General features: G+C 61.0%; 23 protein-coding genes. 11 read left to right on the top strand and 12 right to left on the bottom strand.

Annotation, left to right across the window (positions count from 1 at the left end):
* Positions 1–52: 52 nt before the first annotated feature.
* Positions 53–715 (bottom strand): N-acetyltransferase family protein, encoded by a 663-nt coding sequence (locus tag R3F00_RS10680; protein ID WP_371281771.1) that lies wholly within the window; start codon positions 713–715, stop codon positions 53–55.
* Positions 716–793: 78 nt separating this feature from the next.
* Positions 794–1,873, bottom strand: a complete 1,080-nt coding sequence (locus tag R3F00_RS10675) for a glycosyltransferase family 9 protein (protein WP_371281835.1) — start codon at positions 1,871–1,873, stop codon at positions 794–796.
* Between the two features lie 301 nt (positions 1,874–2,174).
* Here R3F00_RS10675 and R3F00_RS10670 point away from each other — a divergent pair, with 301 nt between their 5' ends.
* The 6 genes from R3F00_RS10670 to R3F00_RS10645 all read left to right on the top strand — a co-directional run bounded on the left by R3F00_RS10670 (position 2,175) and on the right by R3F00_RS10645 (position 6,096).
* Positions 2,175–2,921 (top strand): 3-deoxy-D-manno-octulosonic acid kinase, encoded by a 747-nt coding sequence (locus R3F00_RS10670; RefSeq protein ID WP_371281770.1) that lies wholly within the window; start codon positions 2,175–2,177, stop codon positions 2,919–2,921.
* Entirely contained in the window at positions 2,918–3,688 is a 771-nt protein-coding gene (locus tag R3F00_RS10665) for an MBL fold metallo-hydrolase (protein ID WP_371281769.1), read from the top strand. Before R3F00_RS10670 ends, R3F00_RS10665 begins: the two co-directional genes overlap by 4 nt.
* Positions 3,688–4,731 (top strand): GTP 3',8-cyclase MoaA, encoded by a 1,044-nt coding sequence (gene moaA / locus R3F00_RS10660; RefSeq protein WP_371281768.1) that lies wholly within the window; start codon positions 3,688–3,690, stop codon positions 4,729–4,731. The genes R3F00_RS10665 and moaA overlap by 1 nt, the downstream gene beginning before the upstream one ends.
* A 188-nt stretch (positions 4,732–4,919) precedes the next feature.
* Positions 4,920–5,411, top strand: a complete 492-nt coding sequence (moaC, locus tag R3F00_RS10655) for a cyclic pyranopterin monophosphate synthase MoaC (RefSeq protein WP_371281767.1) — start codon at positions 4,920–4,922, stop codon at positions 5,409–5,411.
* Positions 5,408–5,647, top strand: a complete 240-nt coding sequence (moaD, locus tag R3F00_RS10650) for a molybdopterin converting factor subunit 1 (RefSeq protein ID WP_371281766.1) — start codon at positions 5,408–5,410, stop codon at positions 5,645–5,647. Before moaC ends, moaD begins: the two co-directional genes overlap by 4 nt.
* The gene (locus R3F00_RS10645; protein WP_371281765.1) at positions 5,644–6,096 is read left to right on the top strand and encodes a molybdenum cofactor biosynthesis protein MoaE; all 453 of its coding nucleotides are present in this window, start codon (positions 5,644–5,646) and stop codon (positions 6,094–6,096) included. Before moaD ends, R3F00_RS10645 begins: the two co-directional genes overlap by 4 nt.
* Before the next feature lie 22 nt (positions 6,097–6,118).
* Here R3F00_RS10645 and R3F00_RS10640 read toward each other — a convergent pair whose 3' ends face one another.
* From R3F00_RS10640 to R3F00_RS10620, 5 genes are all read right to left on the bottom strand, one after another.
* Positions 6,119–6,634: a hypothetical protein gene (locus R3F00_RS10640; protein WP_371281764.1), complete on the bottom strand. Its 516-nt coding sequence runs from the start codon at positions 6,632–6,634 to the stop codon at positions 6,119–6,121.
* Positions 6,635–6,767: 133 nt separating this feature from the next.
* Positions 6,768–7,955 (bottom strand): AI-2E family transporter, encoded by a 1,188-nt coding sequence (locus R3F00_RS10635; protein WP_371281763.1) that lies wholly within the window; start codon positions 7,953–7,955, stop codon positions 6,768–6,770.
* Between the two features lie 440 nt (positions 7,956–8,395).
* Positions 8,396–10,006 carry an NAD(P)/FAD-dependent oxidoreductase gene (locus R3F00_RS10630; protein ID WP_371281762.1) on the bottom strand — a complete coding sequence of 537 codons (1,611 nt, stop codon included), beginning with the start codon at positions 10,004–10,006 and terminating at the stop codon, positions 8,396–8,398.
* A gap of 19 nt (positions 10,007–10,025) precedes the next feature.
* Positions 10,026–11,204 carry an NAD(P)/FAD-dependent oxidoreductase gene (locus R3F00_RS10625; protein ID WP_371281761.1) on the bottom strand — a complete coding sequence of 393 codons (1,179 nt, stop codon included), beginning with the start codon at positions 11,202–11,204 and terminating at the stop codon, positions 10,026–10,028.
* Positions 11,205–11,211: 7 nt separating this feature from the next.
* Positions 11,212–11,769 (bottom strand): YaeQ family protein, encoded by a 558-nt coding sequence (locus R3F00_RS10620; RefSeq protein ID WP_371281760.1) that lies wholly within the window; start codon positions 11,767–11,769, stop codon positions 11,212–11,214.
* Positions 11,770–12,801: 1,032 nt separating this feature from the next.
* Here R3F00_RS10620 and R3F00_RS10615 point away from each other — a divergent pair.
* The 3 genes from R3F00_RS10615 to R3F00_RS10605 all read left to right on the top strand — a co-directional run bounded on the left by R3F00_RS10615 (position 12,802) and on the right by R3F00_RS10605 (position 15,285).
* Complete coding sequence (locus R3F00_RS10615; RefSeq protein WP_371281759.1) at positions 12,802–13,404, top strand: hypothetical protein; 603 nt, start codon at positions 12,802–12,804, stop codon at positions 13,402–13,404.
* A gap of 479 nt (positions 13,405–13,883) precedes the next feature.
* Positions 13,884–14,840 (top strand): transposase, encoded by a 957-nt coding sequence (locus R3F00_RS10610; RefSeq protein WP_371281758.1) that lies wholly within the window; start codon positions 13,884–13,886, stop codon positions 14,838–14,840.
* Positions 14,841–15,057: 217 nt separating this feature from the next.
* Positions 15,058–15,285: a hypothetical protein gene (locus tag R3F00_RS10605; protein WP_371281757.1), complete on the top strand. Its 228-nt coding sequence runs from the start codon at positions 15,058–15,060 to the stop codon at positions 15,283–15,285.
* Positions 15,286–15,583: 298 nt separating this feature from the next.
* Here the strand turns inward: R3F00_RS10605 and R3F00_RS10600 are convergent, their stop codons facing one another.
* Complete coding sequence (locus R3F00_RS10600; protein WP_371281756.1) at positions 15,584–16,966, bottom strand: FG-GAP repeat domain-containing protein; 1,383 nt, start codon at positions 16,964–16,966, stop codon at positions 15,584–15,586.
* Between the two features lie 75 nt (positions 16,967–17,041).
* Between R3F00_RS10600 and R3F00_RS10595 the strand changes: the two genes are divergently transcribed.
* Positions 17,042–18,796: a cytochrome-c peroxidase gene (locus R3F00_RS10595; protein WP_371281755.1), complete on the top strand. Its 1,755-nt coding sequence runs from the start codon at positions 17,042–17,044 to the stop codon at positions 18,794–18,796.
* Here R3F00_RS10595 and R3F00_RS10590 read toward each other — a convergent pair.
* Together R3F00_RS10590 and R3F00_RS10585 are read right to left on the bottom strand one after the other, a co-directional pair.
* Positions 18,783–20,969, bottom strand: a complete 2,187-nt coding sequence (locus R3F00_RS10590; protein WP_371281754.1) for an FG-GAP-like repeat-containing protein — start codon at positions 20,967–20,969, stop codon at positions 18,783–18,785. The two genes, R3F00_RS10595 and R3F00_RS10590, sit on opposite strands and share 14 nt — an antisense overlap.
* Before the next feature lie 123 nt (positions 20,970–21,092).
* Entirely contained in the window at positions 21,093–22,190 is a 1,098-nt protein-coding gene (locus R3F00_RS10585; RefSeq protein ID WP_371281753.1) for a diguanylate cyclase, read from the bottom strand.
* 215 nt (positions 22,191–22,405) lie between these two features.
* On the opposite strand from R3F00_RS10585, the gene R3F00_RS10580 reads away from it, so the two are divergent.
* The gene (locus tag R3F00_RS10580) at positions 22,406–22,981 is read left to right on the top strand and encodes a lipocalin family protein (protein WP_371281752.1); all 576 of its coding nucleotides are present in this window, start codon (positions 22,406–22,408) and stop codon (positions 22,979–22,981) included.
* Positions 22,982–23,154: 173 nt separating this feature from the next.
* Here R3F00_RS10580 and R3F00_RS10575 read toward each other — a convergent pair whose 3' ends face one another.
* On the bottom strand, positions 23,155–23,592 hold the full coding sequence (locus R3F00_RS10575; RefSeq protein ID WP_371281751.1) for a universal stress protein: 438 nt from the start codon (positions 23,590–23,592) through the stop codon (positions 23,155–23,157).
* 109 nt (positions 23,593–23,701) lie between these two features.
* Entirely contained in the window at positions 23,702–25,261 is a 1,560-nt protein-coding gene (locus R3F00_RS10570; protein WP_371281834.1) for an SDR family NAD(P)-dependent oxidoreductase, read from the bottom strand.
* Positions 25,262–25,266 lie beyond the last annotated feature (5 nt).

The raw sequence follows: 25,266 nt of genomic DNA, 5'->3' as shown, positions 1-25,266 counted from the left end.
GCGGGGCGCGCAGTTTACCTTGGCTGGCGACCGGAGGGTGCGCCGTCGGGTCTCATGCCGCGTTGGACAATTGGGGCGAAGCCTGCTGCGCCCGCAGAGGCAATGTCATCCTGACCAGGGCCGCATCTTCGGACTCCGGCTGCAGATCGAAGCCCAGTCTCCTGGCCAGGGCCAGCATGCCCGCGTTGTCGGACTGGGTTTCGCCCCAGATCTCGTCCAGCTGTCGAGCCCGGCATTCCTCGATCAATCGCGACAACAGCGCCCGTCCCAGCCCCTTGCCGGTGAAGGCAGGGTCGATCGCCAGGGCGAATTCGGCGCTTTCCGTTACGGTATCGATGTGCACCCGCGCTTCCCCGCGAATTTCCGCGCCGTCGAGATCGGTGGCGACGAGGGAAACCGTGCTTTCTGGGTCAATGTCGCACATGGCGGCGGCCACGGCAGCAGGCAGTTCGGTCAGGGTATGGAAAAAGCGCGAACGAACCTGGCCCGGAGTCAACCGCTTGAACGCGCGCTGCATGGCGTCAAGGTCGCCAGGCCGGATAGCCCTGACCAGCACACGGGATCCCGCAGCGAGTTCCACGTTTTCGGCCCGGGCAGGTGCCGCGTCCGATTCGGGCGCCGTGGTCCGCGAACGTGCTGCAGGCATGCCTTGATAAAGACGCCAGGCATCAAACCCGTCGCGGCAGCGCCAAAGTGATCTGAGATAGGTATTCATGGCGCAAGGGTGACGCCAGCAATTGGAGTTGACTATCAAATCCGGCAGAGCGTTTCTGCCCCGTTCAGACAACTGACATCAAGTTTCCTTCCTATCCATATGATTTGAATAAGCTTTTAGCCTTTCCAGGACATCCTCAACCTCGATAAGATCCATCACGTCACGGTATTCAAGCTTGCTGCCCCAGGGCAGCTGATCTGCCGGCTTGCGCCTGAACTTGCGCGCTGCGGCGTCGTAGCGGTCAACGCACCATTGACGGTCCGAATAGGGCCCGGAGCGGTGCGGATTGCTGGCTGCGTGCAGGCCCAGGACCGCTGTTCCCACGGCATTGGCCATGTGCATCGGTCCCGAATCCGGAGCCAGTACGAGATCGGCGCGTCGCAACAGGGCCAATAGCTGCTTGAGCGTGTCCTTTCCGGTCAGGTCGACGCTGTGCGATTGCATGCGGGAAAGGATCTGGTCGGCAAATTCGCGCTCGAAGGCGCTGGGCCCCCCACAAAACACGACCCGCCAGTCGAGCTGACTGACCGCGTAGTCCGCTACCGCGGCATATCGTTCGGGGCGCCAGTTGCGCAAGCGGTGGCTGGATGTCGGGCTGATCAGCAGGATTCGCTTGCCCTTCGGCAAGTGGTGTTCGGCAAACGCCTCTGCTTCGTCCGGAATGGGAATGTCCCAGCGAACGGATTCCTGGCGGATGCCGAGCGGCTCGAGAAAGCTGGCCATCGCATCAAGCACATGCTCACCCTTGCGCGAGGCAATCCGGCAGTTGATGAACAACCCGTGGAGATCCTTCGAGCGTGCGCGGTCATAGCCAATGCGCAGCGGTGACTTGACCAGCAAACTGAGCAGGTTCGAGCGCAACGCGACCTGCATGTGCAGGAGCACGGAGAACTTCCTTCCGGCAAGTTGCCTGCGCACCGCGCGGAACCCTTCGCGTCGCGCTGCCTTGTCGAAGATGATGAACTCCACGCCTTCGATGTCGCCGACGACGCGGTGCTCGAGCTTTCCGATCAGCCAGGTTATCCGGGTGTCCGGCCAGACAGTACGCAAGGTATGTACCAGAGGCACGACATGGGTGACATCGCCGATCGCCGATGTGCGCAGAATGCAAATGGACTCGGGAGGATTCGGGGGCGTGGCATCAATGCGTGGACGCATGCGGGTCAGCTGGCCGGTTGCAGTGGGGCGATCGAGCATTGTCGCAGGAATTCATCGCTTTTCCGCAGACAAGATCGGTACAGGCGAGGCTGCAAGACTGGGCGGTCCGTCAGGATGGGCCAAACTTGTTCCTGCAGACACGGGTTCGGCGCGTTTCCTGGCCGCGTCCTTCGCGCAGCAGGATCATCACGCTGTCAGCTCAATCTCCTGGCCCAACTTCCGGTACCCGCGTTCCCTCATGCGGCTTGCTAGACTTCGGTTCAGTCGGCACTCGCTGGCATGTCCGGAATTCCATGGCGTCATGATCAAGGCTCAAGTTCAACCGACGAAGACGGGCGCCATTCTGTTTGACGCGGCGCAGATGTCCGTGGCTGAAGAAAAGTGGTTCGAGCGCGGTTCGGAATCCGAGGCCGCACCGGCCGATTCGGGCGGCCGCGGCCGTGTCCATTTCCTTGATACGCCGTTCGGCGCGTGCGTGTTGCGCCACTATCGGCGTGGCGGACTCGTTTCGTTCTTCAACAAGGAGCGCTATCTCTGGAGCGGGCGCAACCGGACGCGGGCATTTCGGGAGTTTCGCCTGCTTGCCAGATTGCACGAGGCCGGTCTGCCGGTTCCTTCGCCGCTGATGGCGAGGTACACGCGCAAGGGACTGGTCTACCAGGCCGACCTCATTACCCGTCAGATTCCCGGCGCCCTTACGCTGGCGGCGCGTCTTGCAGCACAGCGCCTGGATGCTGCCCTGGCCGTCCACGTGGGACGTACCCTGGCCGCGTTTCATGCGTACGGTCTCTGGCATGCGGACCTGAATGCGCACAACCTTCTTGTCGATTTCGCCGGCAAGGTCTGGCTGATCGATTTCGATCGATGCCGAATGCGCAAACCGGCCATGAACTGGCGCCAGTCCAACCTCGATCGTCTGCTGCGCTCGTTTCGCAAGTTGCAGGCCGCAAAGCAGTTTCCGCAGTTCGAGACGCAATTCTGGCACCCGATGCTGGCCGCCTATCATCGTGGCCTATCCGACCACTATGCGCGCGGGCAACGCGCATGAGCCTGGCCCTGCGCTTCCTCGGTGTGGGCAACGCCCAGGCGGTCGAACTCGGTTCGGCCAATGCCGTCATCGAGCGGGACGGGCAACCCCTGCTGATGATCGATTGCGGTCCGGACGCGCTGACTGTCTACACGGCCCGCTATGGAAAGGCGCCGAAAGCGATCTACCTGACCCACGCCCACATGGATCATGTCGGCGGTCTGGAACGCCTGTTCTTCTCGACCTATTTCAATACGGAGATGCGCGGAAGGGTTCGCCTGTATGCGCATGCCGCGCTGATTCCGATTCTGCAGTCGCGTGTCGCCGACTACCCGGAAGTGCTGGCCGAGGGCGGCGCGAATTTCTGGGACGCCTTCCAGCTGATTGCGTGCAGCCGCGGGTTCTGGCACGAAGGCCTGTGGTTCGACATTTTCCCTACTCGCCACCATGCGCCCATGACATCGTTCGGCCTTTCCCTGCGCGCCAGCATGGTCTGGACCGGGGATACGCGACCGATCCCCGAAATCCTTTCCTGCCACGCCGGTTCCGGCGAAATCGTCGCCCATGATTGTGTCCTGCACGGCAATCCCTCGCACAGCGGCATCGAGGATATCGAGCGCGAATATCCGGCGGAATTGCGCGAGCGCCTGCTGCTTTATCACTACGGCTCGCTCGAGGAAGCGGGCAAGCTGCGCGAGCGCGGGTACCGGGTTGCAGATCGCGGCGAGGCGGTGGAGCTTGCCTGGCCGCATGAGTCGGTGGTGCTGAAGAAGGCGGATAACGTCTGATGGCCGCGCGGATTCCATTGCGCGTCGATCACGGCCTGCCGCGGGATCGGCGTGCGCGCGTCTTGAGCGATCTGCGCATCTCGGTGATCGACCGCTGCAACTACCGCTGCCCGTACTGCATGCCTGAGGACGATTATCCTCGCGATCACAAGTTCCTGAGCAAGGCGAACCGGTTGCGTTTCGAGGAGATCGAGCGGCTGGCTCGCCTGTTCGCGAATCTTGGCGTGCGCAAGCTGCGACTGACCGGTGGCGAGCCCTTGCTGCGCCGCGAACTTCCGGAGCTGGTGCGTCAGCTGTCCGCCATCGAGGGCATCGACGATATCGCCATGACCACCAATGGCAGCCTGCTGCCCGCGTCAGTCAACGCCCTGCGAGACGCTGGTCTGGATCGAATCACGCTCAGCGTCGACAGTCTCCACGAGACCACTTATCGGGAGCTTTCCGGCGGGCGCGGCGAAGTCGCTGAAGTCTTCGCGGCCATTGGTGCTGCGACGGCTGCCGGTTTCGCCTCGCTCAAGCTCAATTGCGTTGTCATGCGCGACATCAACGACGGCCAGGTTCTCGACATGGTCGAGCATTTCCGAGGCACCGGGCATGTACTGCGTTTCATCGAATACATGGATGTCGGAACCTGCAACGAGTGGAATCAGGATCGCGTCGTGCCAAGTGCCGAACTGCGTGAGCGCATTGGTGCGCGTTGGCCGATCCGGCCGTTGCCGGCGAACTACGGCGGCGAAGTGGCCCAACGCTGGTCGTTTGTCGACGGCTCCGGCGAAATCGGATTCATCAGCTCGGTCAGTGAGCCTTTCTGCGGTGATTGCACGCGTGCGCGACTGTCTGCCGATGGTCGTCTGTATACCTGTCTGTTTGCCGACCATGGGCATGATCTGCTCGGCCCGCTGCGCGCAGGTGCCAGTGACGCCGATTTGAGTCAACTGATCACGGCGATCTGGACGGCGCGCGATGACCGCTACAGCGAAATTCGCGGCGCGGCGGGTTCGAATTCGCGCGAGCGCGTTGAAATGTATGAAATTGGTGGTTGAGGAGCGAATATGAAACCGCGCGACACCACTTGTTCGGCTGACAAGCCGTATCAATCCGGCGCGAGAGCTGGAGATCCGGGAGCACCGCCCTCATCCCCCTTCGGGACCTTTTCCCGCCCGCGGGGGAAGCAAAGCCTCATCGACTTCATGTCGCTTCCGAGCTCGATGAATCGTGGAGTGGAAACAGCATGCCCGCCGAACTGACCCATATCGACGAACACGGCCGACCTGCCATGGTCGATGTCGGTGGAAAGTCCGTCAGCCTGCGTGTTGCGGTCGCCGAGGCGCGCGTCCTCTTTCCTGCCGAGGTTGCAGCCAGCCTGAAGGGCGAGGGCATGCGCACGAAGAAGGGGCCGGTGCTCGATACCGCCATCATCGCCGGCACCATGGCCGCAAAGCGCACCCACGAACTGATTCCGTTTTGCCATCCGCTGGCGATCGAGCGTTGCCGCTTCGAAACCGAGTTTGTCTCCGATGTCGAGCTCCGCATCCGTTGTGAAGTGGCGATTACGCACAAGACTGGCGTCGAGATGGAAGCGCTGACCGGTGCCAGCGTGGCCGCGCTGACGGTCTACGACATGTGCAAGGCGCTCAGCCACGAGATTGTCATCGCCAGCGTGCGACTACTCGAGAAATCCGGTGGCAAGCGCGAAGTGCGTCAGGCACAGGTGGGCAAATGAAGTACCGCCTGCTGTACTTTGCCAGCCTGGCCGATCGCGCCGGCTGCGCGGAGGAAGACATCCAGAGCGCGGCGGTGGATGCGGCGACGCTTTACGATGAAGTCCGTGCCAGCCACGAACTGCAGATGACGCGCGAACGCCTGCGCGTGGCCGTCAACGGCCATTTCGTCGACTGGAATCATCGCCTGAAGGAAGGTGACGAGATCGCGTTCCTGCCCCCGGTGTCCGGAGGATGAGTCGCTTCGTCCTTTCAGACGCAGCGATCGACGGCGTCGCACAGAAACGCACGCTGGACGATGACGCCGCAGGCGCCTGCGTTATTTTCGAAGGATGGGTGCGCGACCACAATGACGGACGCCAGGTGCGAAGGCTGGACTATCAGGCCTATGCGCCGCTTGCATGCAGTGAAGGCGAGGCGATCATGACCGAGGCTGTGTCTCGCTTCGAGTTGCGTGGGGCACGCGCTATTCATCGAACCGGCAGCCTCGAAATCGGCGACCTGGCGGTCTGGGTCGGTGTCAGTGCCGATCATCGCGATGCCGCCTACGCGGCCAGTCGCTGGATCATCGACGAGATCAAGCAACGCGTTCCGATCTGGAAGAACGAACACTACGCGAATGGCGAATCCGGATGGCTGCACCCGGACAATTCACCGGTGGATCCCGGTCTCGGGCCGCCCCGCTGATCGCGCTCCCGCAGGCCGGCCCTCAGTCGATCCGGTAGACGCGCGCCTTGGGCATGTCCTCGACCACTTGCAGGAACCAGCGCCCGGCAAAGCCGGGTACCACCTTGATCTCCGGTTCCAGCAGCGGTTCGCGCAGGGTGACCTTGCCCTTGAGCACCTTCCATTGCTGGCCATTCTCGAGTTCGAAGACCGTGCCGGGCTCCCAGCCGGAAATGGTGCCCTTCAGACGGCTGCTGATCGGCGCCTCGTTCAAGCCGATGAAATTGGCCGATTTCCCCGAAGCTCCGGCATCTCCGGAAGTCGCTGCCGCAGCCGATTCCATGCGGGCCTGTTCGACTTCGGCCTCTACCGACACCCTGATTTCATCGCTGAGCAGGCTGTTCAGCAGCTGAAGTTGTTCGCTGGACAGCGTGTCGAGCCCGGTCGCACGCATCTGCTCCGCACTGAATCGCTTTTCGAGTTCGACATACGGCTGCTTGGCCAGGGCAGAAAAGGCGGGCAATGCCAGCAGGCAGCCCATCAGAAAGAGTCGACGCATGGTTTCGTGGACCGGCAGGTTAGTCAGATTGCGATGATGTTCCCGTTTCGTTTCAGATTCATGTCAGCGAAGAAACGCGTCATGAAGTCCAGCAATGCACAATACATATCCATATTAAACAACGGGTTGGTGATCATTTCTCAAGCATTATCGCCCAGCCCTGCAGGCCTTCGACCCGGCTGCAGATGATCTTGAGGCAGACCAGCATGGGCACGGCCAGAAGCAGGCCGAGAATGCCCCACATCCAGCCCCAGATCATCAGCCACAGAATGATGGCCAGGGGATTGAGGTTGATGGTCTCGCCGAGGGCCAGCGGTGTGGCCATCTGGCTCTCGAGCAGGTGCAGGGCCAGATAGCCGGCAGCGGGCAGAAATGCCATGCCCAGCGTAGGAAATTGCGACAGCCCGACCATGCTCAGCAGCACGCCCATGATCAGCGGTCCGACATACGGCGTCAGGTTGAGCAAGGCGGCCATCGCACCCCAGAGGAACGGGTTCTCGACGTCCAGTGCCCAGAGCAGGGCGCTGGTGGCGATCCCGAGCAGGATGCTGGTGCTGCACACCGTCAGAAAGTATCGCGACAGGTCGTTCTGGATCGAGCGCACGATATCAACCGTGATGCGTTTCTGTTCCCAGGTGGAACGCATCATCAGGGTGCGGCGCAAGACGGTGTCGCCATAGAGAAGAAAGAAGTAGGTCAGCAGGACCACCGCCAAGACGCTCGCCAGCACGCGCGGGGTTGTCGTCAGCAGGCTGGCCTTCGGCGGCGCCTGTACCACCACGGTCTTGTTGCCGGATTTTCCTTCCCCGGCCATTTCGCTGAGCGACTCACCGACCTTGTTGGCTTCCGCGATCGGTCGCATCAGAGCCTTCAGTTTAGGGGTGACATTGCGCATGACCTTGGGTGCCTTCGCGACCCACTCGGAAGCGGGCGTGTACAGCACGTTGCCAATGCCGACAACAGAGGAGACCGAGATAAGGATCAGCAGCAAGGCCGCAATCCAACGCGGCAGCCAGCTGCTGGAAAGGCGCTTCATCAGCGGGCTCAGCAGCAGCGCAAGAAAAATGGCCAAAAGGATCGGCAGGATCAGTTCGGCAGCGAAATAGCAGGTGTAGAGACCGCCACCGACGACCAGGATTCCGAGCAGGCGATGGATGCGCGCGTTGAGATCCAGCTGCGACTCCCGGATGGCACGATTCAGGGACGCGCCTGAAGGCGCCGGGGCATTCGCAGGGTTTGTCGCAGCTGGTTTCTGCGCGGTGTCATCGACTGAAGTCGTCGAGCCCCCGTTTGCCTCTTCCTCGTTGCCACTGGCCGTCATGGTGAAATCCGCTGACTTGGGATTCCGCATTCTGCACGTCATCGGGGCCGTTGGTGCCACAGGCGCGAATCGCGTTCATGTGCGGTTGGTGTTCAAGTCCCGATCAAGCATGTTTCATGGCGCCAGCGTGAATTTCGGGTAAACAGCGCCTCAAATCGCGAGCGAGCAGTGGATCGGGTCCAATAGCACCTGATCGGCATCGATGTTGAGCCGTCAAAAGCCCCTCTCCCGCCGGGAGAGGGTTGGAGAGAGGGTTCGGGCGGAGTGAACCGAGTAGGGGTTCACAACTGCAGGTCCGCGCCAGATCCGAACCCTCATCCGGCGCTTCGCGCCACCTTCTCCCGGCGGGAGAAGGCTCAACTCGGCTGAAATTCGGGGCCAGTCACCAGACCTGCGTTCGTGATCCGCCAGTTTTCGCGCCTTGCTTCGCAGGTTTACCCTCATCCTTCCAGCATCGACAGGGCCACTGCTTCGGCCACCTTGATGCCATCGACCGCTGCCGAGAGGATGCCACCCGCATAGCCGGCGCCTTCGCCAGCCGGATACAGGCCACGCGTATTGAGACTCTGAAAGTCGTCATCATTGCGCCTGATCCGGATCGGCGAGGAGGTTCGCGTTTCGATTGCGGTCAGCAAGGCGTCATCCTGGTCGAATCCGCGAATCTGCTTGCCGAATGCCGGCAAGGCCTCACGCATGGCCAGCAACGCGTAATCAGGCAGCGCGGTAGCGAGATCGCACATCTGCACGCCGGGCTTGTACGACGGGAGTACGCTGCCCAGACTCGACGAGGCACGACCAGCCAGGAAATCGCCGACCCGTTGCGCGGGCGCGTCGTAGCTCGATCCGCCCAGTGCGAAGGCGCGTTCTTCCCAGGCGCGCTGGAAACGGATGCCGGCGAGCGGGCTGCCTGGATAGTCGTCGGGAGTAATGCCGACGACGATGGCGCTGTTCGCATTGCGCTCGTCTCGCGAATACTGGCTCATGCCGTTGGTCACCAGTCGGCCCGGCTCCGAGGCGGCCGCGACCACGGTGCCGCCCGGGCACATGCAGAAACTGTAGACCGAGCGACCATTGCTGGCGTGATGCACGAGCTTGTAGTCGGCCGCACCGAGCATGGGATGGCCGGCACTCGGGCCATAGCGGGCGCGATCAATTATGGATTGCGGATGTTCGATCCGGCAGCCGATCGAAAATGGCTTGGCCTCGATGTAGACGCCGGTCGCGTGCAGCATCTCGAAGGTGTCTCGCGCGCTGTGGCCGATTGCCAGGATCACGTGATCGGAGCGGATCTCTTCGCCGTCCGCCAGTCGCACGCCGCGGATCCGGCCATCCTCGATGTCCAGTCCATCGACCTTGCTCGAAAAGCGAAACTCGCCGTCCAGCGACTCGATCGTCGCACGCATGTGTTCGACCATCTTGACCAGGCGAAACGTGCCGATATGCGGCTTGCTGACGTAGAGGATTTCCTCCGGTGCACCGGCTTTGACGAACTCGGCCAGGACCTTGCGGCCGTGGTGGCGCGGATCCTTGATCTGGCTGTAGAGCTTCCCGTCCGAAAAGGTGCCAGCGCCGCCTTCGCCGAACTGGACATTGGATTCCGGATCCAGCACGCGCTGGCGCCAGAATCCCCAGGTGTCCTTTGTGCGTTCCCGGACCGCCTTGCCACGCTCCAGGATCAGCGGTCGCAAACCCATCTGGGCCAGGACAAGAGCGGCGAGAATGCCGCAGGGTCCGGTTCCGATCACGATCGGGCGCGGCGATCCGGCGGGCCGCGGATCTCTTCGGGTAACAAAGCGGTATTCGGTGTCCGGTGTTGCACCTACATGCGGGTCGCTGGCGAATTGCCGGAGCAGAGCGTCGTCACGCGTCGTCCGAATATCCACTGTGTAGATGAAGTGAATCGCGGACTTGCGCCGCGCGTCCACACCGCGCCGGAACACCGTGTGCTCGATCAGCTCGTCCGGCTTCAAACCGAGACGTCGGCAGATCGCATCGGCCAGCGCATCGGCAGGGTGATCCAGAGGCAGCTTGATTTCAGTCAGTCGCAACATGGCCGGATATTCGATCAATTCAGACGGCCAGGCCGGCCGCGTTCCCGGATGCCCAGGCCCACTGGAAATTGTAGCCGCCCAGGTGACCGGTTACGTCGACCACCTCACCGATGAAGTAGAGGCCGGTGACAAGCCTCGACTCCATCGTGGTCGATGACAATTCGCGTGTGTCGACACCGCCGAGGGTGACTTCGGCGGTGCGATAACCCTCGGTGCCACTGGCTACGATTGGCCAGGCATTGAGCTCGTCACCGATCGCCTTCAGTTCGGCGCTGCGGTACTGCCGCATCGGCTTGCTGCCAACGCGAATCTCGCACAGGCGCTGGGCCAGCCGCCGCGGGAGGCTTTCGCCGAGCACGGTCTTGAGTTCGGCTGCCGGGCGCTCGCGCTGTTGATCAAGCAGCCAGGTCCCGGCATTCGTGTCCGGAAGCAGGTTCATTCGCAGGTCGTCGCCGGGCTGCCAGTACGAAGAAATCTGAAGGATAGCCGGACCGCTGAGTCCTCGGTGGGTAATCAGCATGTCGGCGCGGAAGTTCGCGCCGTTGCAACGGCTTTCGACGGGCAGGGCGACACCGCTGAGGTCCTTGAGATTGTCCTGGTGCTTGCCACTCAGGGTCAGTGGTACCAGTCCGGCGCGCGTGTCCAGCACCGTGTGCCCGAACTGTCGTGCGAGCTCGTAGCCGTAGCCTGTCGCACCCATGCTCGGAATCGACAACCCGCCCGTCGCCACGACCAGGGCAGGGCATTCGATCCTGCCTTGCGTAGTTTCAATCAGGAATCCCTGCTCGACTTTCTGCACCTTCTCCACGCTGCAGCCGGTTTGCACCTGCACGCCGGCACTCGCGCATTCGTCCATGAGCATGCGAACAATCAATTTCGACGACTCGTCGCAGAACAGCTGGCCGAGTTCCTTCTCGTGCCAGGCGATCCGATGTGCATCGACCATGTCGATGAAGTCAGTCGGCGAGTAGCGCGCCAGGGCCGACTTGCAGTAGTGCGGGTTGGCCGAAAGGAAATTGGCCGGTGTCGTGCCGGTATTGGTGAAATTGCAACGCCCGCCGCCGGACATCAGGATCTTCTTGCCGACCCGATTGGCGTGCTCGATGACGCGTACGCGCTTGCCGCGGCGCCCGGCCGTCAGCGCACACATCAGCCCGGCCGCACCGCCGCCAATGATGGTGAGGTCGAGAGACTGCATCAGGTGATCAACGCCCGGCGCGAACCGGCGCCATGCGAACCTGTGGGTCGATGCCGATCACGCTGTCACCGGCCAGGATCTGGATATGGCCATCCTGAATCAGGCATTGCACGCGCAGCCCGCGCTCGGCGATGGCTGCCAGCGCCTCGACCGTGGCTTCGGCGATATCGATGATCGTCAGATTCCTGGAGCGCTTGAGCTCCTCCGCATTCTTGTCCCACCAGATATCCGCGCTGCGACCACCGTAGCTGATCACGACGACTTGACGCGCTCGCCCGCAGGCCTTGCGAATGCGCGCGGGCTCCGGCTGGCCAAGATCGATCCACAGATCGATATCGCCATTGCGTTCCTTCAGCCAAAGATCCGGCTCATCGTCCGTACTCAGGCCCTTGCCGAACTCGAGCCGCTCATCGGCGTTCAACGCGAAAGCCAGCAGACGAACCATCAGGCGCTGCTCGGTTTCCGACGGATGCCGGGCCAGGGTCAGCGGATGCGTCGCATAGTAATGACGATCCATGTCACTGATCTGCAACTCGATTTTGTAGACCGTAGCCTTGAATGCCATGGGTCGAGCCCTGAAGGAAGGCCGGCATTGTATGCGTAGCGAGTCCGCAGCGCTCGCAGCGGGGGGGGAATGCGCTTCCCGCGGAATCATGGGCCGGGAGCGCCCGCTGGATCTGGGGAAGTCCAGGGCCTTAGCGAAAGTGTCCGCAGTGCCGAGGAAGAACCCAAGCACCTACAACTGGCACAAGCTATCTCGGAATCCTGGGTGTCCCGGTTCTTGGCGATTGAATGGTTACCCAAATGCAAACAAGCGAGAACACGAATTGCAGCAGGGAGTTCACTCGATCCGCGACGGCAGAGACCTACAAACAAGTTGAGCCATCTTGCGAGGTAGTTGGCGACGGATTAAGGTGCTTGGCCTCTTGTTCTCTTGAAGCATTTGTTGACGTAGATGGCTTTTCACTTGTATGGAATAAGCACAAGGCGGCAGTTTTCAAAGTACTCAAAGATTCGGCAGATTCAGTAGTCTATAAAGGGTTAAGAAGTGGAATGCCAGTACTAGGGGAGATAGACATGGCGCTCGATGTATTTGGTACGATCAGTTGTACGATCACGCGCGTTAGAAGTTAGCGGCTGTGCGAAATGGCGCCGAAAATGTGCTTGCGATTTGCCTGATTCTTCTGGCGCTTGTGTTCTTGTTTGTCAAAGCGGGGTATAGGGAAAGCGTTCACGGCGATTTCTCATTCTTTTCGATGAGTACGCTTATTGCTCTAATTCCATATGTATGTATATCGATAGGAATAGTATTGTTTCACATGCTCTGTACATATTTGCGCAAGAAGAGAAAGCGAGAAAGCAGGCGGCCTAGGGCAGACTGAGGATCTAATCGGGGACACCCAAGATTCGCTTCCGCAGACAGACGTTCACGGGACGCAGTGTCAAATCGACTGCTTGGCGAAGCTTTTGCAAGACCCCGGGAGAGGTTGCAAGCAGTTTCTTGAACGGGAGTTGGTCAAGACACAAAAGCAGCATGAAAGGTGCAAGCGCTCAACAAATCCAAGGGTTGACTGTAACTTCCCATAGAGATTTCAGCATGAACAACATTTACAAGATATTTTTGATGGGCCTGCCGATCGTACTACTGGGGATATTTCCGATCGGTGTCGTGATGGCTGAAGGCATGCTTCTGCGTACATCTGTCACCACCATGCTCATTGACGAAAATGACGTTGTACTGGAATTCACGGTTAGGTTTGAGGGCGGCCAAGCGGTACAGGTAAACGCAGGTTCCGTTCCCGGATTTGGCGATCGATCAGCTGTCAGAGTTAGCGCTGAGAGAGTCCCCGATCTTGATGAAGCAAGCAGAAGGCCATGTCAACAATTGATTGAAAAGATCTATATCGATGAGGTTCCAACGCATTGGATAGAGATCAAGCCTGCGTCCGAGTTTCGCCACAAGATTAGGCTAAGTGATCTGTATGACGGCGTTGGGGGGAATATTGGCCAATGCGATTTAATAATTAACTGGACGTACAAGATCTACACTGAGGACGCAGTTAGGTTCCCTAGGGTGGCGGGTACGGCAGTGGTTTCCAGTGATGGCACGGTTTCATTGCCGACGACTACTTTGGTTCTTGGAAAGAGCTGGAAATATACGGAGCGGAGCGATAACGGGGACGCCCTGGATCACCCCTGATTACTCGCACACCAAAAAACGGGGAAAATATCGCGCTGGAGGTGTTCGATGGAAAAGCGTCGACGCCTATAGGTTAGCCATGACGTACAGGGCGAGGTAGAACATGAAATACAAGGGGGTTGCAATTGCGAGCGTAGGCGTTCTCGTCGCACTTTGCACTTTACTTCCTATTTCCAGTTCTTTTCCTGAGCTTGCAAAGTTCTTTTTTGGGTCCGGGGCATTGTTGGTTGCAGTAGGCGGGGGTTTACACATTGGCCTATTGGTCGGCAAGGGCAACTCGAACCCGACCTCGGGCGATTGACAGCCGATATGGCAGGTATTCCTTAACAGGCAAGCCGGGCCCAAACGGGGACACCCAAGATTCGCTTCCGATACTCCCTTTTGAGCCGGGTCGCCGTCAAATGGGCTTGGAGTCGTGGGAGAAAGGGGTCAGGTCTTGAATCTTGAATCCGCCCGATTTTGAGGGGTAGTCTTCAGATATGGCCCGTCCCCTTCGAATCGAATTTGCCGGCGCGTTGTACCACCTCACGTCACGCGGCGACCGTCGTGAGGATATCTATCTGGACGACGCTGACCGGGCGATGTTTCTCGAGATTTTGGCTGAAGTCTGTGACCGTTTCCGGTGGGTGTGTCATGCCTATTGCCTGATGAGCAACCACTACCATCTTCTGATCGAAACCCGCGAGTCGACGCTTGCCAAGGGCATGCGCCAGTTGAACGGCGTATTCACCCAGCGCTCCAATCGTCGGCACCACCGCGTGGGGCATGTGTTCCAAGGGCGCTACAAGGCGATTCTCGTGCAGAAGGAGACCTATCTGCTGGAGCTGGCGCGCTACGTCGTCCTGAATCCTGTCCGCGCCGGCATGGTGCGATCCGCGCGTGACTGGCCCTGGAGCAGCTATCGCGCGACGGCGGGTTGGTCTGAAATACTAGGCTGGCTCAACATCGAATGGCTGCTGTCGGCATTCGGAGCCCGGTGCAAGGCGGCCATGGAAGCGTATCGACGCTTTGTCAGCGAAGGTAAGGGAGCGGGCTCGCCATGGGATGAGCTAAAGCGGCAGGTCTACCTGGGCGATGACGCCTTTGTCGACAAGATGATGGCCAGTCTGGGTGACGACACCACGTTGTCGGAAATCCCGTCTACACAGCATCGACCGCCACCCAAGCCGCTGACGCACTATGCAAAGGTCAATCGTGAGCGCGACGTTGCCATCGCAGCGGCATACAGCAGTGGGGGCTACAGCATGAAAGACATCGGCGATCACTTCGGACTGCACAATTCGATGATCAGCCGCATCATCAAGAAGTCGGCCGATTCAAAATACAAGACCTGCCCCTTTTTCCTCCGTGTTCGATTTTTCACTCTGGAGCAAAGCAAGGCAATCGAGTGCCACAGGAAACTGGTTGGCTGTTTTAATGGATGGGTCAATAGTTGAGTCGATCATCAACTAGATTGTCCACAGCACGCTATGCCAGCGGCGAGTGGTTGATGGCAATTTCACTTCGACATTCTCAATCTGTGGGAGCCTAGATATCGGAATTCGTTAGGAGTTCAAGGCCGTGTACTACGCAAACTGGAAATTGGCTTGGGTGCTGCTGCTCGTCATAGTTTTACCACTTGGATGCAGATGGAGTCCCAGAGACGAAAGAGACATGGCAATCGAAGATGCACGCTCGGACGTCATTGAAATCTCCAGACGTACTGGAAAGCATGTGGAGATTGCAGAACTAGACCTTGTAACGACGAGCGCCGAGCGAGGCGAAGGGGGGGGATGGATTGTTACGCTGACTTATGGAGACTGCACTTTCACCGTTCATCAAAAGAAGGGGATGCTGGGAAGCACCATTGCCAGGGAAGGTTGCGCAAGAATTTATCCTTGACAGGACGGATTACTGGGCACGAAAGCGCACGGAGGAATTGATCCCTGATCTGCAAGGAATGACGTTGCCATCGTTCATCGTCTTCGCAAGAACTGCGATGAGACGGCTTCGAAGGCCGCCCTGGCCTGCGTTAATAGTGTTCGGACCCGCTCTACTTGCCTGACTTGGGCGAGGGCACTCGAGTCCCGGTGCCAACGGGGCAGGCTGCTTGTTCGGTAAGGCTGCTTGTCGTCGCATCAGCCGTTGGGCGCTGCTGGTTTCTTTAAACCAGGACTATCCGATGGCTGCCCGCCAATTGCTATTGCACCTTGGCCGACAATACCGCGCTACTGCCATCGTCGAAACCATCCGCAAAGATGAAGTCCGGGTTGTCGCTCATGAAGATGCGGTTGCCGGTGCAGGTCGCGATCCACAAGTCGAGTTTGCCGTCGTTGTCGATATGGAAGGCTGCGACATCCTGGGTACCCTGCGGTGTCCAGGGGCGACTGCCGCCGGCGAGGGGATCGAAGTAGGTCACCGCAGGCGGGGTGCCCTGTCCCTTCATGATCACCAGTTGGCCGTCGCAACCCGGCACGTCGGTGTCGACGTCGGCCACGAAGACATCGAGGACGCCATCGGAGTCGAGGTCAGCAAAGCCGGTGTTGCCGCCGAAGAAGGTGGTGTTGGGGCTTGGGGCGCTCGAGCTGGTGGCGAATTGGGCGCGGCCCTGGCCATCGTTTCCGGTGTTGACGAGGTAGTGGTCCTGGCTGTCGTCGACCACGAAGAGGTCGAGGCGGTCGTCCTGGGTGAAATCGGCCACTGCCACCATGTAGGGAGCATCGGCATTGACGGTGTCGAAAACGCTGAAGTGGCCGGTGCCGTCGTTGTAGAGAATCATCACCGAAGGCGAGTTCGGTCCGGCGATTTCGGTGCCGGTCGCATTGTCCTTGATGATGTCGTTGAAGCCGTCGCCGTTCATGTCGGCGATGTCGGCGTCGGTGCCGAACGTGGAGTTGGTCATGACCGAGGTCAGGCGAGTGGCGGTTTCATCGCTGAAGAAGCCATTGCCGTCGTTGATGAGCAGCTTGTCCTCGAGGTCGTTTGCGTAGTCCGTGAAATAGAGCTCGGGTCGGCCGTCACCGGTCAGGTCGCCCACGCCGAGGCCGCAGAACTTCGGGCCGTTGCCGGTGCCCGAAAGCAACACCGGCAGGCGTGCTGGCTGATAGTCGAAGCCCTGCCACACCCCACCCACACGGGCGAGGTTGATCAGGATGCGCGGTTGCTGATTGAAGGTGCCTGCGGTGACTATGTCGAGCCAGCCGTCGCCGTTGACGTCGACCAGTTCAACATCGCGGTCGTCGGTGGCGTCGAGGAAATCCTCGGCGAACTCACTTGTGCGGTCGGTCATCACGCCTTTTTCGTTCATGAACAGGACGTTGCGAAATCCGCCGGGGTTGGTGAACGGGATCTTGCGAACCACCACCAGGTCGGTATCGCCATCCTGGTCGACGTCACCGGTGGCGAGGTCCTTTTCGCGAATGTCGTTGGCCCCGACGTTGGGGTCGCTGGTGACAAGGCGGGTACTGGTCGCCTCGGTGAATGTGACCCAGTCCTCGCCGGCAAGGGCCGGATTTGCGGACGCCAGGGCAGCCAGCAGCAGGCTGCCGGCTGCATTGATGATCGGGCTCGCTTTGAATCGCATTGGCACCATATCTCCTGTCGTCTCTGCGCGGCACCGGTACTATACCCAACTTGGTGATTCAGAGAGGCGGGCGCAATGACCAGAAGTTCAGGTTTACGGGATGGATTGGGGAAATGCGAGGGCAGGGTGCCCGGGGTGGTCCGCGTAATCGTTACGGCTGTCAGACGCATCGGTATCCTGGCTGTCGCCTCGTGCGCGATCGTTTCCTTGGCCAGCGCGCAGGTTCTTCAGCCACCGCCGGTGCCGGCCGGCAACCCGCAGACGCCCGCCAAGATCAAGCTCGGCAAGGTGTTGTTCTGGGAAGAGCAGCTTGCGTCGACGCGCAGCGTCGCTTGCGGCACCTGCCACATTCCAGCCTCGGGCGGCAGTGACCCGCGCTCGGTGAGCCCGGGTGGAGTGCACCCGGGGCCGGATGGCCTGTTCGGGGGTGAGGACGACATACTCGGCTCCCCAGGGGTTCCCCTCAACCAGAGCGACGGACTTTACGCCTCCAGTCTGAGTTTTGGTCTCGGCGCCCAGGTGACAAACCGCCGTCCGGTGAGCATGGTCAACGCCGCCTATTCGCCGCGGCTGTTCTGGGACGGTCGCGCGGAGGGTCCGTTTGTCGACCCCGTTACCCTCGAGGTGGTCCTGCCGACCGGCGGAGCACTCGAGAACCAGGCGCTCGCACCACCCCTCTCGGATATCGAGATGGCTCACATCGGACGTGCATGGCCGGACGTGGTCGACCGCCTCGCCACGATCTCGCCACTCGCGTTGTCCCCGGCGGTTGCAACCGAACTGCTCGACTGGATCGCAGGCCGCGGCTACCCGGCGTTGTTCGAGGAGGCCTTTGGCAGCCCGGGAGTTACCGCGTCGCGAATAGCCATGGCACTGGCGAGCTACCAGCGGACCTTGTTCACCAACCAGGCGCCGCTCGATGTGTGGATTCAAACCGGAAACGGCCTGACGCCGCAGGAGCTGGCTGGGCGCACCGTGTTTGTCGGAGTGGCCCAGTGCGACAACTGCCACGCGGGCGCGATCATGAGCGATCATGACTTCCACTACACGGGAGTCCGCCCGAAGAGCGACGACCCCGGTCGGCAGGAGGTCACCGGGAATCCCGACGACGAGGGCAAGCTGCGCACGCCCTCGGTGCGCAATGTTGCCTTGCGCGCCCCTTACATGCACAACGGACGCTTCGCCACTCTCGAGGACGTGGTCGATTTCTACGACCGCGGTGGCGACTTCACCCCTAACGAACTTGTCCCGCTCAACTTGACGCCTCAGCAGCGGGCCGACCTGCTCGCGTTTCTGCGTCGACCCTTGACCGATCCGCGCCTGGCTGAAAGCACCCCGCCGTTTGACCGGCCGATCCTCTATACCGAGTCGATGCGTGCGCCACAGGTGGTGGGCAGCGGGCTGGCCGGAAGTGGAGCCCTGGTGCCGCAGATGCTGGCGGTCGAGCCACCGCTGATTGGCAACCCGAGCTTCACCGTTGCAGTGGAAAACGCGCTCGGTGGAGCCAGCGCCTCGCTGGTTATCGATACGAGCGATCCCGGGTTGATCCAGCCGGTCGCCGGGGCCTTTGCCTTCGAGTCGATCGTACTCGCCGGTGCCGGTGCCGGCGGCGGATACGGCTCGGTGAGCATTGCGATCCCCAACGACCCGGGTCTCGATGGCGTCCAGTGGTTCGGAAGGTGGTATGTCGAGGACACGGGCGGCGGTGGCAGCGTTGCGGTTAGCCCGCTCCTGCGCTTCCACACGTTTGCCGGCGCCGTAGCCAACGAGATCTTCATCGACGGCTTTGAGGCAGGTAGCACAGCCGCCGGATCGGTTACGGAGCCGTAGCCGACTTCGCCACGAAGATCTGGTCGAGTTCCACGCTGCGCCACTCGCGCGGGGGTTTGCCGGGCAGGGTGACGCGCACCGTGACCCTCGTTTCTGCCGGCAGATCCCCGAAGCCGAAGTAGGCCTCGGGGGCGTCGGCCGACTGGAAGCTGCCGCCCCCGATCCAGCGTCGTTGTATCCCTGCCGGGCCCTCGACCTCGACCATCGCGCCATAGCCATGGCGGTTGGGCGGTGGGTCGTCGATGCGGACCACCAGCGAACGCCGCGCCGCGATGTTGTTGCGCAGGACGACCACTGGTCCGTTGAGGGTGGTGATCACGGCATCGGTGTCGCGGTCGCCGTCGATGTCGCCAAACGCCACTGCGCGTGCGTGGAGCGGTTTCCTGCACCACTCGGCCGCGCAGCTCGAAGCCTCGAAGCGTCCGCCGCGCCTTTCTAGCAGCAGCAGGCGCTGCGCCTGTCCGCCCGTTGTGCCCGATACCTCGGCATTGTCCATTTCGGGGTAGACGTGGCCGTTTCCGATGAGCAGGTCCTCGTCGCCGTCGAGGTCGAAATCATAGAAGCCGCAACCCCAGCCCAGCAGGGGCCGACTGATCGCGGCGACACCATAGGCAGCCGAGCGGTCAGCGAAAAGCCCGTCACCCTGGTTGAGATGGAGGGTGTTCGAGTCGTCGGAAAACACCGTTATCAGGAGATCGGGTTGGCGGTTGCCATCGGCGTCGGCCTGGCAGATTCCCATGGTGGCCTGCGGCCTGCCGTTGCCATTGGTCGCGAGGCCGGCGCTCACGCCAACTTCCTCGAACTTCATGCCACCGAGGTTGCGGTAGAGCTGGTCGGGAGTCGAGTCGTTGCCGACGAAAATGTCGACCCGACCGTCGTTGTCGACGTCTAGAATCCGCAAGCCAAGTCCGTAGTCGAGTTCGGTGGCCGATATAAGGCCGGCGGACCGGGTGACGTCGCGGAAGCGACCGTTGCCGAGGTTTTCATAAAGTGTGTCCGGTTGCGCCTTCGTGCCGGTCGGTCCGCCCATCACCGGCACGCCGCGGTAGGCCTTGCCGGCACGCTCGGGTGGGTGGGCCGGGTCGAACTCAAGGTAGTTCACCACGAAGAGGTCAAGGTCGCCGTCATTGTCTAGGTCGGCGAAGGCGGCGCTGGTGGACCAGCGCGAATCGGCAACGCCGGCAGAGGCCGAGATGTCGCGGAAGTGGCGACCGCCGTCGGCAGCGGCTTCATTGCGCAACAACACGTTGGCGCCGTAGCAGGTGACGTAAAGGTCATCCCAGCCGTCACCGTCGACATCGCCCACCGCAACCCCCATTGCCCAACGCTGCAGCGAAATACCCACTGCCGCGGTGACATCGTCGAACTGGCCATCGCCGCGGTTGGCGTAGAGGCGCGAGCCCGGGCCCGACTCGGGGCTGGCCATGGTTGCTCCGTTGGCAAGGAACACATCGAGGTCGCCATCGCGGTCGTAGTCGAAGAGGGCGATGCCGCCTCCGTTGACCTCGAGGATTTCGCGGCTCGGGTTCGCGCCGCTGGTCATTTCCAGGTCGATTCCTGCCGAGTCGGGTACTACGCTGAAATCGAACGCACGGGTGGATTGGGTGGTCGGCTCCACCGGTTGCGGCGGCATCGCAGTGGGGAGGCTTTCCAGCTTCTTGCGCGCCCGCTCGGTGAGTTCCATGTCGCCTTGTGCCGTGGCGAGGCGCGCGGCCATCTCGAAGTGTTGGCGCGCTGTGGCGATGTCATTCCGGTCGAGGGCGACCTGTGCGAGCCCGGCGTGGCCGGAGGGGTAATCCGGCAGACGGGCTACCAGCTGTTCGAATATTGCCTTGGCTTCATCGTGACGACCCAGCGCCTGGAGGGTCCAGCCGTATGGGGGCAAGACGGCAATCTCCCTGGGATCGGTCGCCAATGCTCGCGCAAACAGGGGTGCGGCGACCTCGAAGCGATTCTCCTTGAAGTACGTCAAGGCGAGCAGCGCGATGGCGCGCGCCCAGCGTGGGTGTGCGTCCACGAGCGGCAACAGCCTTGCGCGCGCCGCCGCGGGTTGACCCGCGTCGATCAACGCCTTGATGCGTGCGAGTTCCCCGGGTGGCGGAGCGGGTGCGGAGCTCGGCGAGTTCGCCTCGGGGGCAACTGTGCCGGTGTTGGCGGGATCTTTCTGTGCCATTGCTGGCGCAGGGGCCAGTAGCAACGCTGCCCATGCCCACAAAATCGTTCGCGCATTGACCATGAGTGCCTTCTATCACAGCGCTGCATGCAGAGGGAATTCACGCATCCCGATTTGCTTTGGTCAGGAGACCCCTCGATAGACCACAAGACGATTGCGGCCTTCGCGCTTGGCGCGGTAGAGCGCTTCGTCGGCGTGATGGACGAACTGCTCGAACGTCATGCCTTCTTCGTAGGCGGCAACGCCGGCGCTGACGGTGACCGCTGTCTGCTGTTCGACATTGGCACGGATGCGTTCGGCAATGTGCGTGGCGCCATCGACTTCCGTATGCGGCAGGACAATCAGGAACTCCTCGCCGCCGTAGCGCACGACGAGATCTTCCTCGCGTGCTGATTGCTGCAGAATCTTCGCCACATCCGCCAGCAGGTCGTCCCCGGCATTGTGTCCGCCTTGGTCATTGAACCGCTTGAAGTAGTCGATGTCGATGAGAACAAGGCTAAATGGAGTGCCGCTTCGCTTTGCTCCCGCCATCCACTTGTCGATCCGGGCGTAGAGCGCATGGCGATTGGCGAGCCCGGTCAAGGGATCGATCAGGGCGAACTCGCCATGCTTGATGCGCAGGGCAATGTTCTGCACAAGAATACGATGTTGTCCGATGGTCAGCCGCAGAAGCTGCAAATAGCCAAGCAGAAAAACCAGCGCGAACAGGAGAAACGTGCCGTCCTGAAGCAGGATGAATCGAACCACGATGGCCAGCGTGACAATGCTAAGGAACATCAGGATGCCGGGCAGGGAGGTGCTCAGTACCAGTACGCCGCCAGTGGCCATGATCATGAACACGAAGGCGCACAGCGCGGCTGCGACGGCTCCGTGCTCGCCGAATGGCAGGAACATCACTGACACGAAGGCGAGGTAGGCGATCGCACTGCACAGTGTGAGGATTCGCTCCCAGTCACGAATGCGCTCGTGGGCAATCGCCTTCGACTTCATCCTTGCAGCAAACGCGATCGACACGATGATGCGTGGTGTATTGCCCAGGATCATTGCGAGCAGCCAGACGTTGGCCCAGCCGGGCGAGGCATATCGAGCGGCCACGAAGTACAACATCACCGTTGCCGAGAGCACACCGAGGTAGCCGAAACGGACATTGGCGAACAGGATCCTGACGCGTTCCTGGTCCAGTTCTCGCGTAAACCTGGAACGGCTGTCTGGCTTCGGCATCGGTGGCGGACCCTTGGGCTCTCGGGACAATAGCGAAAAACGGGGCAGGGAGTATGCTTCCGGGTAACCCGATGGCATTCACGGACAACATGGGTCCGGTACCGAGGTCGTTCCGTATGCGCGCAGGCAATCCTGTTTCCCGATTTGCCGTGTATGCGCCCTTCACGCCTAGCCGTCACTACTGGAGTCCTGTTTCGACTGTGTGGGGAGCCTTCGTGCGCCTGCGACCATCGCCCGCGCCCATCGTCGTGCTGCTTGCGGCATTGCTGGCTGGCTGCGCCACGGGCAGCGATCAGCGTCCGCCGTTGATCTCCTCGGCTACCGTCGACCTCGAGCGCTACATGGGCGCCTGGCATGTGATCGGGCGGATCGACTACTTTGGTGAGCGTGGCGATGTCGCCAGCGAAGATGTCTACACACTGGCCAGCAATGGCCAAGTCGACACCGTCTACCGCTACCGGAAATCGTTCGACGATGACGCGAAGGTCAAGACGCTGAAATCGGTCGGCCTGGTACAGCCGGATTCCGGCAACGCGTTCTGGCGTATCCGCTTCTTCGGGCTGTTCAAGGCCGACTACCTGATTCTCGAGGTTGCCGAGGATTATTCGTGGGCGCTGATTGGCCAGCCCGATCGCAGGCTCGGATGGATCTTCGGCCGCCAGGCGGTCATGCCGGATGCACTTTATGCCGAGTTGCTCGCGAAGATGCGTGGCTACGGCTACAACAGCTCAAAGCTGCTGCGTGTGGCCCAGGTGCCCGAGCAGGTCGGCAAGCCCGGTTTCCATGACTGAACCCGGCTTGCTGGCCCATTGTTTGATGCACAATGCATATTATGTCAAATACGAGATCGGGTGCCAAAGATGCTATCCGGCATTGCCGACAGAGCTGGCCAGCACCCTTTCAGCGAGAATGTGCTGGCCAGGCCTCAATTGTGAACCTAACGCCCGGGCTTCCAGCGCGCGATCTATCGCAGCACGAGTACGGCAATGCCGCTGTGCGTCAAGACCTTGTGCGTTTCGCTGCCAAGCAATACCCCGGCCACTCCGCGGCGCCCATGGGAGGCCATCAGGATCAGATCACAACCCCGCTTCCTGGCAGTATCAATGATGGCCTTGTGGGGATGATCCGACACGGCGATTTTCGTGTCGCATTCAACCCCGGCTGCCTTGGCGGCCTTGCTCAGTACATCGAGGATCGCCCTGGCGCGTGATTGGGTTGCTTCGTTGAGGGATTCGCGTGTCTCTTCGAGGATCTGCAACTGGTAGTCGATCAGGTGAAGCTTGGGGACCACGTTCAGGCCGGTGACCGACGCACCGATTTCCGACGCGAACTTGATGCCTTTCTTGATCGCCTTGGCGGAAAGCTCTGAACCGTCTGTGGGTATGAGGATGTGCTTGAACATGGCTCTGGACTCCATGACAACGGCAAATTCCGTCTTCGACCAGCCTACGAAGCGATGAGCCTCCGACCATTGACGCAGATCAACGTATGCGCAACCTTTCTCCGCTTGCTCACCAGCTTGTGGGTTTGTAATCCTTCAGGAACTGGCCCCAGACGTGCTCGCCAGTCTTGATTCCATGGATGATCGGATCAACGATTCGAGCCGCGCCGTCAACGATGTCGAGCGGCGGATGGAAGCGCTCCTCGAGAATCTTGCGCTCGGCGATCTCCACCGGATCCTCATCGGTGACCCAGCCGGTGTCGACGCTGTTCATGTGGATGCCATCGTTGTGGTAATCCGTCGCCGAAGTGCGCGTCATCATGTTGAGTGCCGCCTTGGCCATGTTCGTATGTGGATGCCTGGTTGTCTTGAAGTTGCGGTAGAACTGACCTTCGACCGCCGAGACGTTGACAATGTGCTTGTCGCGTTCCGGTGTACGCAGCATCAGTGGCTTGAGTCGTGCGTTGATGATGAACGGCGCAATCGCATTGACCAGATGGACCTCGAGCAATTCGATCGATGGGACTTCAGCCATCAGCAGGCGCCAGGAGTTGCGTCCGCGCAAGTCGACTTGCTGAAGGTCCTTGTCCAGAAGCCCTTCGGGAAACAGATGTTGCTGCGCAAGCAAGTCCTCGGGCATCAGCCTCAGCTGCGAAAGCCTTGCAGCGGCGGTGATGCCGGGATTGGAAGAACTCGAAGGGCTCTGGCCAGATCGGATCGAGCGCCCTTCCCCACTTGCGGTTCTATCGTCCTTGCGCATGTCCTCGTAGCTGCGGATCAGCCTGCGCATTGTCTCGGGAAGGTCATCAATTGCCGCGGTTTCGCCTTCCATCATGTGCGCATAGAACTCGGGTGGACGGCGAACTGTCTGGCAGGCATTGTTGATGATGAAATCCAGCCGCGATCGGCTGGCCAGCAGCTCGGCGCAAAATGCCTCGACACTGGGTGTGTGGCGCAAGTCCAGACCGAACACTTCGAGCCGATGTCCCCACTCGTCGAAGTCCGGTTCCTGCGCATAGCGGGCCGCCGAGTCACGCGGGAATCGCGTCGTGACGATCAGCTCCGCTCCTGCGCGCAGCAGTTTCAGCCCGGCCTGGTAGCCGATCTTGACCCGTCCGCCGGTCAGCAAGGCGACCCGACCTCGTAGATCAGCCAGTTCGGTGCGCTTGCCGAAATTGAAGGCCGCGCAGTCCGGACACAGTTGATCGTAAAAGTGATGGATCAGTGTGTACTTCTGCTTGCAGACGTAGCAGTGCTGCTGGTCGATGGATTCGCGCCGGGCCAGGGATTCGCTCTCCGTATCCCGGGTTTCGTGACTCTCGGGCGGAAACACATTGGGCGTGGTGAATACCGGCTTGGCGCGCAACTTGCGGATGCCGGTAGCATTCAGAACCGCGTCGTCCTTGCCGACCTTGCGCTCGGCGCGCTCGCGCTCGGCAGCCTTCATGCGCTGGCGACGCGATACCGGATCAGGATGGTAGACGCGCGCGACTGCCTGATGCAGCAGTTTGCGATCCTCGGGGGCAAGCTCGTCGAGCAAACTCCAGTTGTTGGCGACGGCCAGCAAGGTGGCGGTTGCGTCACGCAGCCGTTCGATCAGCTCGGAACGATCACCGGCATCGGCCGGCATCGGGT

This window comes from Dokdonella sp. (genome assembly GCF_041395345.1).
In the GTDB taxonomy this organism is placed as follows: Bacteria; Pseudomonadota; Gammaproteobacteria; order Xanthomonadales; family Rhodanobacteraceae; genus Dokdonella.
Note: the sequence above shows the minus strand (reverse complement) of the source record. Positions and strands in the feature narration are given on the sequence as shown.